This window comes from Rhizobium sp. AC27/96, assembly GCF_001692325.1.
GTDB lineage: Bacteria > Pseudomonadota > Alphaproteobacteria > Rhizobiales > Rhizobiaceae > Rhizobium.
In genome coordinates this window covers 230,404-244,420 of sequence record NZ_LXKN01000046.1, presented here as the reverse complement: position 1 = coordinate 244,420, position 14,017 = coordinate 230,404, and the positions used below count along the sequence as shown (strand labels likewise).

Here is a 14,017-nt window from a genome sequence, read left to right as displayed (position 1 = left end):
GGAGAGCCTTTAGATTTTATTTTTCCGCTTGAGATAATCTCCCAGCGCCATATCCGGAATCTTTCTCTTGGCCGGACGTCGAGCTTTCCTGTCTGCTTCGAGAAGCCCCGCTTCCTCATCGACCGTTTCATCGCCGCTCATTTGCGCGACCACGATATTAGAGGCATGTCGGCCTTGCCTATTGGATTGCGCCTTGAATCGTGGAATCGCCTTGCGCTTGGCTTTGTTGTTCTCGCCATACGCATCCCGTCCGTCGCGCTCATAGGAAAGAAGCTTGTCTTCCAATGGAGACCGGCTTTCGCGAGTCTTTTGATCACTCATCCTTTTGCACCTCATTGTAGGGACAAAGGCTATCATTCGAAAATCGATCATGTCGAGAGAGTTCCGCGCAGTCCGATGCGCCTTCCAGCCATCGCAATTGCGTCGTCTTTGACATTTATCCCCGCCCGAGTGCTTGTGGCTTTGGTCGGAGGCTTGCGTATTGGCGGACAGGGCGTTACCGAATCCGGTTAACGAATGATAAAGACCATGGCCGTCTTGTCGGTAGAGTCTGCAGGTATGTTGCGAGTGAGAGTAAAGGACCTGATGTGAGCGGATTAGAAACGGCTATCAGAAGCGCGTTGGACCGGTCCGATCGCGCCAATCCGGAAATCCGGGCTCGCATCTATCAATCTGCACGGCAGGCTCTGGAAGCCGGTCTCCGCAAGCAGGATATTACCGATATCAATATCGTCTCCGCGCAGCGTCAGCGGCTGGAGGAAACGATCCGTGAGATCGAGGCGGAGGAGCGCACCCGCCCGGCGGAGAACCTATCCGTTGCGCCCGAGCTTGGCGCGCCGCATGTCTCCCGGAGCGCAGCGCGGCCAGCGCCCGAACAGCCGGTGCAGCGCCAAGAGCCGGTCATGAGCGTTCGCGGCGAAACTCGCGACCCACCCCTTTCCGCTCCCACTTCCGCTTCCGTGGAATCGGAGGCTTCCGAACCTCCGGCATCGGCTGGTGATTTCGGCGACATGCGCGCAGGTCCCGCCGATCACCTCGGCGCCGACAGCGACATGCGACCGGTAGCGGCAGCCGCACCGGCAAACGCCCGATCGATGAATTTCAAGCCGGAGCGCGCTGCCGTTCGCCGCAAGCCGCGCAAATTCTTCTCACGTCTGCTGGTCTTTTGCATCCTGCTCGCCTTCCTTGGTGTCGGCGCCTGGTGGATCAAGACCTCGGGCGTCCTGATGTCGGCGGCGCAAAGGGATACGAGCGTCCGTAATCCCCCGGCCCATGTCGATTCGCAGGACTTCAGCGGTGATAATGCCGACGACGACACGGCGGATGACGACAATAGCGGTCCGGTCAATCCGGGGCTCGCGACCATCGATCCGCAAAACAGCTTCTCCGAAGAATGGATCGAGGTGCTGAAGCCGACGGAGGCGTCGAAGGTCACGACCAGCACGCAGGCGAAGGCTGAAAATGTCTCGGAAAATGAAGGGCCGGCCGTGCGGCTGACCTCGCTCAGCAGCGGCCCGGACGGTAATGCCTCCGTCGAAGTGCCGGTCAGCGTGCTGCAGCAGATGGCCGGCAAGCCTTCGACGATCGCGCTGACATTGCAATCGACCTCGGACGCGCCGACGCAGATTACCGTGGAATGCGATTTCGGCTCGCTCGGCAGCTGTGGGCGTCATCGCTTCACGGTGAGCCGTCAGAAGACGGATGCTTTGTTCCAGGTTCGCTACGATCGTTCGCTGGCGCCGACCAGCCCTGGCCGTCTGATCATCAATAGCGATCTGGACGGCAAGGCCCGCGGCGTCAATGTCTACGCCATCCGCGTCCTGCCCGGGCAATAGGCCCGGGCTGCTGCCTTCCATCTTCTATTTCAGAAAGTCCGATCCCGTGCCGAGGATCTTGTCGTCGATTTCGCCGATGGCCTTCTTGTCTTTGCCGTCGTAGTCGAGCGTCAGCAGGATGTGGCGGATAAGGTTCAGGCGGGCGCGGCGCTTGTCGTTGGCGCGCACGACAGTCCATGGCGCATAGTCGGTATGGGTATCCTTCAGCATGCGATCACGCTTTTCGCCGTAATCCTTCCACTTCGGCAGGGCGGCGATATCCATGGAGGATAGTTTCCAGACGGCGCGCGGATCGTGGCACCGGTCGTGGAAACGCTTCAATTGCATCTCCCTGCCGATGTCGAGATAGAATTTGAAGAAGTAGATGCCGTCCTGGACGATGAGCTTTTCCATCTGCGGCGCCTGCTTCAGGAACTGCTCGTATTGTTTCGGCGTGCAGAAACCCATGACGGGCTCGACGCCGGCGCGGTTGTACCATGAACGATCGAACAGAACGAATTCGCCGGCCGTCGGGAATTGCGCGACGTAGCGCTGGAAGTACCATTGTCCGGCTTCGCGGTCCGTCGGCTTGGTCAACGCCACAACGCGCGCCAGGCGAGGGTTCATATGCGCCGATGTTGCGGCAATTGAGCCGCCCTTGCCGGCGGCGTCTCGCCCCTCGAACACGGCCATCACCCGCTTTCCGGTCGCCTGCAGCCAGAATTGCACCTTGATGAGTTCGATCTGCAGCTTTTTCAGCTCTTCCAGATAGTCCTCTTCCTTGAGCTTCTTCTTGTAGGGATAGTCGCCCGAGGTCAGCGCCTCGTCGTCGATCCAGCTTGGCAGTACGGGGTCATCGACATCGAACACGCGCTTGGTGCCATGGATGTCCAGTTTCACCGCGCGGCTTTTGGCTTCCTCTCCCATATATCCCCGGCTCCTCGGTTGTTTACGTTCCGTTAATCTCACCGCTTGGACACGGCAAAAAAGCTCCTCAGGCAAACTGGGGCTTTTATTCAATAGTTTCAACCCCTTTGCTGTTCGCCTCATTTGCCGGCTATATTTATTGCTGTGAGTTGGCGGCTTCTGTGGATGGAGCCGAATACTTCTGTCATGAATCCCGGCTAATAGGCGGAATCCAGCATTCCATGATGGCAGGCGAAGGGACGGGCGCAGTTGGAAGACGAATGGTCATTTGTCAGGAAATTGGCAGTAAGGCTGCGGCAGGAGAGCGCCATCCTGATTTTGGCGACGCTGATCGCCGCACTCGCGCTCATGGGAAACAATAATACCGGCGCGGTGTTCTGGATCTGGGCCATCGTGGTCATCGTCGCGCTGATCCGCCCGCCGCTGGTGGAGCGGATCGTCGTGCCGTCGCAGGCCGAGCATGAACCGGCCGATTCGGGCGTTCTGCTCAATACCGTTTTCGCAGGCTTGGCCGCGCTAGACATTCCGGTACTGATCATCGACCGCGAGGCATCGGTGCTGGTGCAGAACAACGCCGTCGAAAAGGCCTTCGGCGCATTTCCGATCGGAGCCCACATTTCGTCGAAGCTGCGGTCCCCCGGCCTGCTTGACATGGTGCGCGAGACGATCGCGACCAACACGCCGAACCAGATCGAGCATTCCGAGCGCCTGCCTTCCGAGCGTGTCTATATCGTGCGCATCGCCCCGGTCGACCTGCCGCCATCTGACGCCGAGCTGGGCTCCTTCTTCCTGCTGTCGTTCCGCGATATTTCGGAGCTGCGCCATATCGATCGCATGCGCTCCGACTTCGTCGCCAATGCCAGCCATGAGCTGCGCACGCCGCTTGCCTCGTTGCGCGGCTTCATCGAAACCATCCAGGGGCCGGCGAAATCGGATTTAAAGGCGCAGCAGCGCTTCCTTGGCATCATGTTCGATCAGACCACGCGCATGAGCCGGCTTGTCGACGACCTTCTGTCTCTATCCCGATTGGAGCTGAAATCGCATCTCGCACCGGATCAGAAGGTCGATCTTGTGCCATTGCTTGGCCATGTACGGGACTCGCTGCTGCCGCTTGCCGGCGATCTCGATGTGACGATCAATCTGAATGTGCCCTCCGGCAAGGTCGAGGTGCTGGGTGATCGGGACGAGCTAGTACAGGTGTTCGAAAATCTCATCGAGAATGCCTGCAAATACGGTCAGGAGGGCAAGTCGGTCGAAGTTTCGCTGCTGAACGAGCCGGGCCAGGCGGTCGAGGTCATCATCTCGGACAAGGGCCCGGGGATACCCGCGGAACATGTGCCGCGTCTGACCGAGCGCTTCTATCGCGTTAACGTTGAGGACAGCCGTTCCAAGAAGGGTACGGGTCTGGGGCTTGCCATCGTCAAGCACATTCTGACCCGCCATCGCGCCAGGCTGATCGTCAAGTCGGAAGTCGGCAAGGGAACGGACTTCACGGTCCGTTTCTGAAAGCCTCTGTGAATCGCCTGTTTTTGGCGTGTTTTATCGCATATATTTCAAACGCATAGCTTGTCATAATTGTTTCACTCGCCTGACATAAAAGGGCGGTGCTTGGCCAGTAGAAAAGAGACGCTGAAACTGGCGGATGTGGCATCCGTCGCAGTGCTCTTCAAAGCTCGCCAGGGGGATTCGTTATGAACGCTTTGAAACTATCCATTCTTGCGATGGTTGCGTCGACCGCTTTTGCTGGTGTCGTCGTGGCTCGCGATCAGATTCAAATCGCTGGCTCGTCCACTGTATTCCCGTATGCGAAGATCGTTGCAGAAAGCTTCGGCGAGACCTTTACCAATTTCAAGACGCCGGTCGTCGAGTCGGGTGGTTCCGGCGCCGGCCTCAAGGAATTCTGCAAGGGCGTGGGCACGGATTCCATCGATGTCGCCAATTCATCGCGCCCGATCAAGGATAGCGAAGTCGAGGCCTGCAAGGCTGCCGGCGTTGCCGATATCCAGCAGATCAAGATCGGCTATGACGGCATCGTCTTCGCCTTCGACAAGAGCAATCCCGATATCAAGTTCGAGCCTGTCGATCTCTACAAGGCGCTTGCCGCCGAGGTGGTCGTTGACGGCAAGCTGGTTGCCAACCCCTACAAGAAGTGGTCGCAGATCAATCCGGCGCTGCCTGATTTCGAAATAGCGGCCTATATTCCGGGCGAGAAGCACGGCACGCGCGAAGTCTTCGAAGAGAAGGTTCTTGCGGCCGGCTGCAAGACGTCAGGCGCGGCCGACGTCATCAAGGCGACGATTTCCGATGCCGGCCTGCAGACCAAGAAATGCATTGCCGTGCGCAAGGATGGCGTTGCGGTCGATATCGATGGCGACTATCCCGAGACGCTGGCCCGTATCGATGCCAACAAGCACGGCATCGGCGTTTTCGGCCTCTATTTCTTCCAGAACAATGCCGACAAGCTGAAAGTCGCCACCGTCAGTGGCATCGTGCCGTCGGGCCAGACGATCGCGGACGGCACCTATCCGGTGTCGCGTCCGCTGTTCTTCTACGTCAAGAAGGCGCATCTGGGCGTCATCCCGGGCCTTAAGGAATATGTCGATTTCTTCACGAGCGATCAGATGATCGGGCCGGACAGCCCGCTGGCGGAATATGGCCTTGTGCCTGCTCCGGATAGCGAGCGCGATCAGATCCGCAAGGACTTCGCCAACGGGAAGATCATGTAAGTGCATTGAGACTGCGCCGGTGCGGGTTGCATCCGCACCGGCGTTCGCCGGGGAATGGGAATGAGCGTATCGCTGCTGTTGTTAAGCCTGTCGGTCATCGGCGCCCTTGCCTTCGTGCTTGGGCGTGTGAGGGCGGCTGCGCTGTCGGACGGCAGATCCTCGTCGATGCATTCCCGGCTCGGCTATCATGGCGCCTATGCCGCGATCTGGGCGGTTCTGCCGGCCCTGGCGCTCGTCTGCGTCTGGCTGATCGTCAGCCCTATCGTGATTGATCGGCTGGTGATCAAGTCGTTTCCGGAGGAGGTGAAAAGCCTCCCGCCGGCAGAGCTCAATCTCAGCTACGGTATGGTGCGCAGCATCGCCCATGGCATGCGCCTGCTCGATGATCAGGAGCTCGCCGCCGTCGACGCCGGCTCGGCCGACCTGCAATTGCTTCTGGCGCAGAAGGGCGTGCCGCTCGCGGTTCGCCCGACGGGCTATATGATCGACGCCGCCAACAAGTATAACGGCATGCGCGAGGTCAGCCGGACGGTGATGTCCGCATCGGCGATTCTGCTGTCATTGCTTTGCGCAATCTATGGCCTGCGCGCCATCGCCTTGCGCTTTCGCGCCCGCAACCGCGTCGAGCAGGTCATTCTCGGCGCCCTGATCCTAGCATCCTCCATCGCGGTGCTGACGACGGTTGGTATCGTCGTCTCGATGCTGTCGGAAGCGGCCCGTTTCTTCAGCATGGTGCCGGCCAGCGAATTCTTCTTCGGCACGGTCTGGGATCCGCGCTTCGCCGGTGCCGGTTCGCAGACATCGGGCACCTTCGGCCTGATCCCGTTGCTGGCCGGCACGCTCTATATCGGCCTGGTCGCCATGTTGTTTGCCGTGCCAATCGGATTGTTCGCCGCAATTTACATGGCCGAATATGCCTCTGCCCGCGTCCGCTCCGTCGCCAAGCCCATGCTTGAAGTGCTGGCCGGCATTCCCACCATCGTCTACGGCTTTTTTGCCCTCGTCACGGTCGGGCCTTTCCTGCGGGACATCTCGGCCGAGATCGACGGCCTTCTGACGGGAAGCTACCGGAGCTTCATCGAGGCGCAGAGCGTCCTGACCGCCGGCTTCGTCATGGGTGTCATGCTCATCCCTTACGTCTCCTCGCTGTCGGACGACATCATCATGGCCGTGCCGCGCTCGCTGCGTGACGGCTCGCTCGGCCTGGGCGCCACGCGATCCGAGACGGTGAAACGCGTCCTGTTGCCGGCCGCACTTCCAGGTATCGTCGGTGCGCTGCTGATGACCGCATCGCGCGCGGTTGGCGAAACGATGATCGTGGTGCTGGCAGCGGGCGTCGCCGCCCGCATGCAGCTCGATCCCTTCGAGCCGATGACGACGGTGACCGTGAAGATCGTCAATCAGCTGACCGGCGACCTGGAATTCACCTCACCGCAGACCCTCGTCGCCTTCGCGCTCGGCATAACGCTGTTCTGCCTGACCCTTTGCCTGAACGTCTACGCGCTCTACATCGTCCGCCGCTACAGGGAGCAGTACGAATGAGCGGCGTCGTTTCCTCCCCGTCACACAATATTCCGCGCGGGCTCACGCCTGGTGCGCCGGCGCGGCGCGATATCGGCATCAAGCGCCGTTATGCCGCCGAACGCCGTTTTCGCGCCTATGGCATCGCCGCCGTCGTCTTCGGGCTGGTCTTCCTTCTCACTCTTGTATCGACGGTGGTGCGCAACGGCTATACGGCCTTCGTGCAGACATCGATCACGCTCCCGATCGAGTTCACCGAGAAGATCATCGACCCCACGGGCAAGCGCGCCAGCGATCCGAAGGTGCTGATGGTCGCCAACTATCCGGTCCTGATCCGCGATGCCCTGGTGAAGGCGCTTGATATCGATCCCTCCAACCGGGCGCTCGTGCGCGAGGCAACCGCCATGGTGTCGGATGGCGCCAGGATCGTGCTGCGCGACAAGGTGACCGCCAATCCGTCGATCGTGGGGACGACGCAAAACCTCACTGTCCTTGCGAGCGCCAACATCGATTCCGCCAATAAGGGGCAGATCGACCTCACGGTTGATGAGAAGGATCGCAAGGTGTCCGACCGCCAGCTCGGCTGGATGAAGCAGCTGACGGCGAGCGGCGCTCTGCACGAAGCCTTCAACAGCGGTCTGTTTGTGTCGGGCAATTCAAGCCGCCCCGAGGCTGCCGGTCTCGGCGTCGCACTGATCGGCTCGCTCTATCTGATGTTGACGGTGCTGGTTCTGGCACTTCCCGTTGGCGTCGCCGCGTCGATCTATCTGGAGGAGTTCGCGCCGAGGAACCGGCTGACGGATCTGATCGAGGTCAACATCAACAATCTGGCGGCCGTGCCCTCGATCGTCTACGGGCTGCTCGGGCTTTCGGTCTTCATCAACATGATGGGCCTGCCGCGCTCGGCCTCGCTGGTCGGCGGCCTGGTACTGAGCCTGATGACGCTGCCGATGATCATCATCGCCACGCGTTCGGCCCTGCGGGCGGTGCCGCCGTCGATCCGCAGCGCGGCGCTTGGCCTCGGCGCCTCGCGCATGCAGATGGTCTTCCATCATGTCCTGCCGCTCGCCATGCCCGGCATATTGACGGGCACCATCCTCGGGCTGGCGCATGCGCTCGGCGAGACGGCGCCGCTGCTCCTGATCGGCATGGTCGCCTTCGTCGCCAACTACCCGGCATCGCCGCTCGATCCTTCGACCGCACTGCCGGTGCAGATCTACATGTGGGCGAGCGAAGCCGAACGGGCGTTCGTCGAGCGAACCTCCGGCGCGATCATCGTCCTGCTCTTCTTCCTCGTTGCGATGAATATCGGCGCGATCCTGCTGCGCCGCCGCTTCGAACGGCGCTGGTAGGGGAGGGCGATCGAATGAACATGATGACGGAAGCCGCAAGTGAAAGAGCATTGGCCAAGAAGATGATGACGATCCCCTTCAAGATGATCGGCCAGGACGTGTCCGTCTTCTACGGCGACAAGCGTGCGCTCTTCGATGTCAACCTGAATATCCGTGCCAATACCGTTACGGCATTGATCGGCCCATCGGGCTGCGGCAAGTCGACATTTCTGCGTTGCCTCAATCGCATGAACGATACGATCGAGACCTGCCGCGTCACCGGCAAGATCACCCTCGACGATCAGGATGTCTACGACAGCAACATCGATGTCGTGGAACTGCGCGCCCGCGTCGGCATGGTCTTCCAGAAGCCCAACCCGTTCCCGAAGTCGATCTACGAGAACGTTGCCTATGGCCCCCGCATTCACGGCCTGCATCGCTCGAAAGCCGATCTCGAGCACATTGTCGAAACCAGCCTGCAGAAGGCCGGTCTTTGGGGTGAGGTGAAGGATCGGCTGCATGATGCCGGCACGAGCCTTTCGGGCGGTCAGCAGCAGCGCCTGTGCATCGCGCGTGCCGTCGCGGTCAGTCCGGAGGTCATCCTGATGGACGAGCCCTGTTCGGCGCTCGATCCCATTGCCACCGCCAAGGTCGAGGATCTGATCCACGAGCTGCGCGAAAACTTCACCATCGTCATCGTCACGCATTCCATGCAGCAGGCAGCCCGCGTGTCGCAACGTACAGCCATGTTTCATCTCGGCCACCTGGTCGAGGAGAACGATACCGATAAGATGTTCACCAACCCCGACGATTTCCGCACGCAGGATTACATCATGGGCCGTTTTGGTTGATGATGCCGTGCGCGCGGCTCCTTTCACACAGTTCACCTTGAGGATAGAAAAATGGTCTCCACTCACATTCTCTCTGCCTATGACGAAGACCTGAAGTTCCTGACGCGCCGCATTGCGGAAATGGGCGGCCTGGCCGAGCAAATGGTCAGCGACAGCGTGCGGGCGCTGGTCCAGAGCGACACTGCTCTTGCGCAGAAGGTCATCTCTGACGACGTCATCCTCGATCATGCCGAGCGTGAAGTCGGCGACAAGGCCATCGTCACCATCGCCCGTCGCCAGCCGATGGCTGCCGACCTTCGCGAGATCATGGGTTCGATCCGTATCGCTTCCGATCTGGAGCGCGTCGGCGATCTGGGCAAGAACACCGCCAAGCGCGTCATCGCCGTGCAGGGCACCGGCGTTCCGCGTCGTCTCGCTCGCGGCATCGAGCATCTTTCCGAACTGGCGCTGAGCCAGCTCAAGGAAGTCCTGGACGTCTACGCCACCCGCTCGCCGGACAAGGCCGTGTCGATCCGCGAACGCGACGAGGAAATCGACGCGATGTACACCTCGCTCTTCCGCGAGATGCTGACCTACATGATGGAAGATCCGCGCAACATCACCACCTGCACGCATCTTCTCTTCTGCGCCAAGAACATCGAGCGCATCGGCGACCATGCCACCAACATCGCCGAGACGATCTATTACATGGCGACGGGTGCTCAGCCCGAAGGCGAGCGCCCGAAGGACGATACCGCCAATACCGTCGGCGCAGTGACGGAATAATCCGAAAGCGAAGAAAGGAGACCATAGGCGCATGGTTCCGAGAGTTGCTGTTGTAGAAGACGAGGAAGCGCTCAGCGTTCTGCTGCGCTACAATCTCGAGGCCGAAGGCTTCGAGGTCGACACGATCCTCAGAGGCGATGAAGCCGAGTTGCGTCTCCAGGAGCGCATCCCCGATCTTCTGATCCTCGACTGGATGCTCCCCGGTGTATCCGGCATCGAGCTCTGCCGCCGGCTGCGTATGCGGCCGGAGACGGAGCGCCTGCCGATCATCATGCTGACGGCCCGCGGCGAGGAAAGCGAGCGCGTGCGCGGTCTTTCCACCGGCGCGGACGATTACGTCGTCAAGCCGTTCTCGACGCCCGAGCTGATGGCTCGCGTCAAGGCGATGCTGCGGCGCGCCCGTCCGGAGGTTCTCTCCACGGTGTTGCGTTGCGGCGATATCGAGCTGGACCGCGAAACCCATCGCGTTCACCGCAAGAGCCGCGAAGTGCGGCTTGGACCGACAGAATTCCGCCTGCTGGAATTCCTGATGTCCTCGCCGGGCCGCGTCTTCTCGCGTTCGCAACTGCTCGACGGCGTTTGGGGGCATGATATCTATGTCGACGAACGCACGGTCGACGTGCATGTCGGCCGCCTGCGCAAGGCGCTTAACTTCTCCAATATGCAGGATGTCATCCGCACCGTTCGCGGCGCGGGCTACTCCATGGAGGCCTGAGCGGGAATACCCGATCAGGCACTCAACATAGCGGCGGAAACAGAAAACGGGCCCCAAAGGGCCCGTTTCTTTATCTCAGTGATGAGGTATCTCAGCCGCGCGGCTGAGCCGGCCTGCGCCGTTCATGCACCGGCTGGTAGGCCAGGCGCTGATGGTAGGTGCAGTAGGGCGATGAATCCGGGCTCTCGTTGCCGCAGAAGTGGAAATCGTCCTTCAGGGGATCGCCGACCGGCCACTTGCAGGTGCGCTCCGTCAGCTCCGTCAGGCCGAGGCGCCGGGAGATCGGAACGACTACATTGGCAGCCGGGCGATACTGGATCTCGTTGACCGTATCGATCTCGACCTCTTCCTTCAACATGGTTGCACCCTGCTGACGGGTAACCGTGCGGGTTGCGACGCGAGCCTGATAGTTCGAAGCCCGCGGTGCCGTGGCGCTGCGCTTCGGCGTACGAGCTGCCGCCGTCGTGCCGCCGGCCTTCGCTCGGCCCGGAAGGTTCAAGCGATGCACCTTGCCGATAACGGCGTTACGGCTGACGCCGCCGAGCTGTGCCGCGATCTGGCTGGCGCTCAACCCTTCGGACCATAGCTTTTTCAGCTTCTCGACGCGTTCGTCTGTCCAATTCATGCCCTGTCTCCGCTGTCGCGTTTCCGATGGCAGAATCCCTCACCATTGCCTCGCATGGGGATCGAGGCACGAAACGCTCTAAAATTGTGGTGACTAGTTCCGCCGCATGCAGTCTAGCAATTGGTTTTTAACCTAGTGTGAGGCAGACTCCGTGACAAGAGTCGCGGGAATCTTGAGGAATCGATTTCGAGGTTTTCCCCAACTTGCTGTCCGGGCGTGGCATTTCTGCAATATGCGGCGCCGAACGTATCCCTTTTGCGCGCAAGGACTTTCTCGCACCTGCTAAAGCGCCAGTTTTGTTGACATCGCGGTGCAAAACAACAATAGTAACCGGGCCGCCGCAAGGCGGCATTTTTGATTTTTTCGGACCCCTTTCGTAAAAACGAAGCGATTGGTCCTTAAAGTTGTGATCGAGGAGATATGGCCATGGCCGAGACCGCGCCGCTTTATGATACCTACATGCGAGCTCCGCTGCGGTTCGAGCGAGGCGAAGGCGTGTGGCTGATCACTGAAAGCGGCGAACGCTATCTCGATTTTGCAGCCGGCGTGGCGGTCAATTCGCTCGGTCATGCTCATCCCCATCTTGTCGCCGAGCTGAAGGCGCAGGCTGACAAGGTTTGGCATCTGTCCAACCTCTACGAGGTGCCTGGCCAGGAGAAGCTGTCGAAGCGGCTGACGGAAGCAACCTTTGCCGACAAGGTGTTCTTCACCAATTCGGGTGCCGAAGCGCTGGAATGCGCCATCAAGACGGCGCGGCGCTATCAGTTCTCCAAGGGCCATCCTGAGAAGTTTCATATCATCACTTTCGAAGGCGCTTTCCACGGCCGTACCACCGCGACGATCGCGGCCGGCGGCCAGGAAAAATATATCGAAGGCTTCGGTCCGAAAGCCCCTGGCTTCGATCAGGTACCGTTCGGTGATCTCGACGCCGTGCGCGCAGCTATTACCGATGCGACGGGCGCCATCCTGATAGAGCCGGTGCAGGGCGAGGGTGGTATCCGCCCGGCGACCAATGAATTCCTGCGCGGTCTCCGCCAGATCTGCGACGAGCACGGCCTGCTGCTGGTTCTCGACGAGGTGCAGTCCGGCGTCGGTCGTACCGGCAAGCTTTTTGCCCATGAATGGGCTGGCATCAAGCCCGATATCATGGCGGTCGCCAAGGGTATCGGCGGCGGCTTCCCGCTCGGCGCATGCCTGGCCACGGCCGAAGCTGCTTCCGGCATGAAAGCCGGCACGCATGGATCGACCTATGGCGGCAATCCGCTGGCCATGGCAGTCGGCAATGCGGTGCTCGATATCGTGCTGGCCGATGGTTTCCTTGAGCATGTGCGTGACATCGCGCTGGTCTTCCGCCAGGGTCTCGCCTCGCTCAAAGATCGCTTCCCGGATATCATCGAGGATATTCGCGGCGAAGGCCTCATGCTCGGTATCAAGGCGGCCATCCCGCAGGCGGACCTCTTGCAGGCGATCCGCGCCGAACATCTGCTCGGCGTGCCGGCCGGCGACAACGTGATCCGTCTGTTGCCGCCGCTGATCGTCACCGCCGAGGAAGCGCGCGAAGGCCTTGCACGCATCGAGCGCGCCGCAGAGCATGCGCGTGCCATTCGCGTCAAGAAATCCGCTTGAATTCAGCGCCCGTAGTTGGGGCGGTTACTGCGCCGCGCGTCGAGACGACGCGCAAAGGACGCAGTAAGATTTAGGAATCGCATAAGCCTTTCCTTAAATCGGTCCCGATCTAAGGGGTTATGCGTGCCCCACGCGGGCATTATTGTTTTTTCTGGAGTACAGGTAAGGACATGGCTTCTCCGAAACACTTTCTCGACCTCTCGGCCGTAGCAGCCGCCGATCTGCGCAACATCATCGATGATGCGATCGTGCGAAAGCAGGCGCTGAAGGCCGGCACGGCCGACAAGCCGCTCGCCGGCAAGATGCTGGCGATGATCTTCGAGAAGCCTTCCACCCGCACCCGCGTATCCTTCGATGTGGGCATGCGCCAGCTCGGCGGAGAAACACTCTTCCTCTCCGGCACGGAAATGCAGCTCGGCCGCGCCGAGACGATCGGTGACACGGCGAAAGTATTGTCGCGCTATGTCGATGCGATCATGATCCGCACGACCGATCATTCGCGCCTGCTGGAGCTGGCGGAGCATGCGACGGTTCCCGTCATCAATGCGCTGACCGACGATACGCATCCCTGCCAGATCATGGCCGATATCATGACCTTCGAGGAGCATCGCGGACCGATCAAGGGCAAGACCGTTGCCTGGACCGGCGACGGCAACAACGTGCTGCATTCGCTGATCGAAGGTGCCGCGCGCTTCGGCTATCGCATGAACATGGCGGTACCCCTTGGTTCCGAGCCGAAGGATCACTATCTGAACTGGGCCCGCAACGAGGGCGCCGAAATCATGCTCTCGCATGATGCAGACCGTGCGGTCGCCGGCGTCGATTGCGTGGTAACCGATACCTGGGTTTCCATGAATCAGGAACACCGGGCACGCGGTCACAACGTCTTCCAGCCCTATCAGGTCAACAAGGCTTTGATGGCACAGGCCGGCAAAGACGCGTTGTTCATGCATTGCCTGCCCGCTCACCGTGGGGAGGAAGTGACGGACGAGGTGATCGATGGCCCGCAATCCGTTGTTTTCGATGAGGCGGAAAACCGCCTTCATGCGCAAAAGTCGATTCTTGCTTGGTGCCTGGGCGCAATCTGAGGATAGGAAGCCGCGCTTGAGAGCGCGG

13 protein-coding genes are annotated in these 14,017 nt (G+C 60.5%); 10 read left to right on the top strand and 3 right to left on the bottom strand.

Features of this window, described 5'->3' with window-relative positions; genetic code table 11:
* Positions 1-9: 9 nt before the first annotated feature.
* On the bottom strand, positions 10-321 hold the full coding sequence (locus A6U86_RS26545; RefSeq protein ID WP_141683818.1) for a hypothetical protein: 312 nt from the start codon (positions 319-321) through the stop codon (positions 10-12).
* Positions 322-587: 266 nt separating this feature from the next.
* On the opposite strand from A6U86_RS26545, the gene A6U86_RS26540 reads away from it, so the two are divergent.
* A complete protein-coding gene (locus tag A6U86_RS26540) occupies positions 588-1,835 on the top strand; it encodes a hypothetical protein (RefSeq protein WP_068397425.1) in 1,248 nt (415 codons plus the stop codon).
* A 24-nt stretch (positions 1,836-1,859) separates the two neighbouring features.
* On the opposite strand, the gene ppk2 is transcribed toward A6U86_RS26540, so the two are convergent.
* Positions 1,860-2,741, bottom strand: a complete 882-nt coding sequence (gene ppk2 / locus A6U86_RS26535; RefSeq protein ID WP_068397421.1) for a polyphosphate kinase 2 — start codon at positions 2,739-2,741, stop codon at positions 1,860-1,862.
* A 249-nt stretch (positions 2,742-2,990) separates the two neighbouring features.
* Between ppk2 and phoR the strand changes: the two genes are divergently transcribed.
* The 7 genes from phoR to phoB all read left to right on the top strand — a co-directional run bounded on the left by phoR (position 2,991) and on the right by phoB (position 10,650).
* Positions 2,991-4,247 (top strand): phosphate regulon sensor histidine kinase PhoR, encoded by a 1,257-nt coding sequence (phoR, locus tag A6U86_RS26530; RefSeq protein WP_068397419.1) that lies wholly within the window; start codon positions 2,991-2,993, stop codon positions 4,245-4,247.
* A gap of 185 nt (positions 4,248-4,432) precedes the next feature.
* Positions 4,433-5,467: a substrate-binding domain-containing protein gene (locus A6U86_RS26525; protein ID WP_068397417.1), complete on the top strand. Its 1,035-nt coding sequence runs from the start codon at positions 4,433-4,435 to the stop codon at positions 5,465-5,467.
* A 60-nt stretch (positions 5,468-5,527) separates the two neighbouring features.
* On the top strand, positions 5,528-7,009 hold the full coding sequence (pstC, locus tag A6U86_RS26520) for a phosphate ABC transporter permease subunit PstC (RefSeq protein WP_068397414.1): 1,482 nt from the start codon (positions 5,528-5,530) through the stop codon (positions 7,007-7,009).
* On the top strand, positions 7,006-8,340 hold the full coding sequence (gene pstA, locus A6U86_RS26515; RefSeq protein ID WP_068397410.1) for a phosphate ABC transporter permease PstA: 1,335 nt from the start codon (positions 7,006-7,008) through the stop codon (positions 8,338-8,340). Before pstC ends, pstA begins: the two co-directional genes overlap by 4 nt.
* A 14-nt stretch (positions 8,341-8,354) precedes the next feature.
* Positions 8,355-9,170, top strand: coding sequence for a phosphate ABC transporter ATP-binding protein PstB (gene pstB / locus A6U86_RS26510; RefSeq protein WP_068397409.1), 816 nt, complete (start codon positions 8,355-8,357; stop codon positions 9,168-9,170).
* Between the two features lie 51 nt (positions 9,171-9,221).
* A complete protein-coding gene (gene phoU, locus A6U86_RS26505; RefSeq protein WP_068397408.1) occupies positions 9,222-9,935 on the top strand; it encodes a phosphate signaling complex protein PhoU in 714 nt (237 codons plus the stop codon).
* Positions 9,936-9,966: 31 nt separating this feature from the next.
* The gene (phoB, locus tag A6U86_RS26500; protein ID WP_004128368.1) at positions 9,967-10,650 is read left to right on the top strand and encodes a phosphate regulon transcriptional regulator PhoB; all 684 of its coding nucleotides are present in this window, start codon (positions 9,967-9,969) and stop codon (positions 10,648-10,650) included.
* A gap of 91 nt (positions 10,651-10,741) precedes the next feature.
* On the opposite strand, the gene A6U86_RS26495 is transcribed toward phoB, so the two are convergent.
* Complete coding sequence (locus tag A6U86_RS26495; protein ID WP_068397406.1) at positions 10,742-11,275, bottom strand: GcrA family cell cycle regulator; 534 nt, start codon at positions 11,273-11,275, stop codon at positions 10,742-10,744.
* Positions 11,276-11,701: 426 nt separating this feature from the next.
* Between A6U86_RS26495 and A6U86_RS26490 the strand changes: the two genes are divergently transcribed.
* Both A6U86_RS26490 and argF read left to right on the top strand, forming a co-directional pair.
* The gene (locus A6U86_RS26490) at positions 11,702-12,901 is read left to right on the top strand and encodes an aspartate aminotransferase family protein (protein WP_068397915.1); all 1,200 of its coding nucleotides are present in this window, start codon (positions 11,702-11,704) and stop codon (positions 12,899-12,901) included.
* Positions 12,902-13,071: 170 nt separating this feature from the next.
* The gene (gene argF, locus A6U86_RS26485) at positions 13,072-13,989 is read left to right on the top strand and encodes an ornithine carbamoyltransferase (protein WP_068397404.1); all 918 of its coding nucleotides are present in this window, start codon (positions 13,072-13,074) and stop codon (positions 13,987-13,989) included.
* Positions 13,990-14,017: the final 28 nt, after the last annotated feature.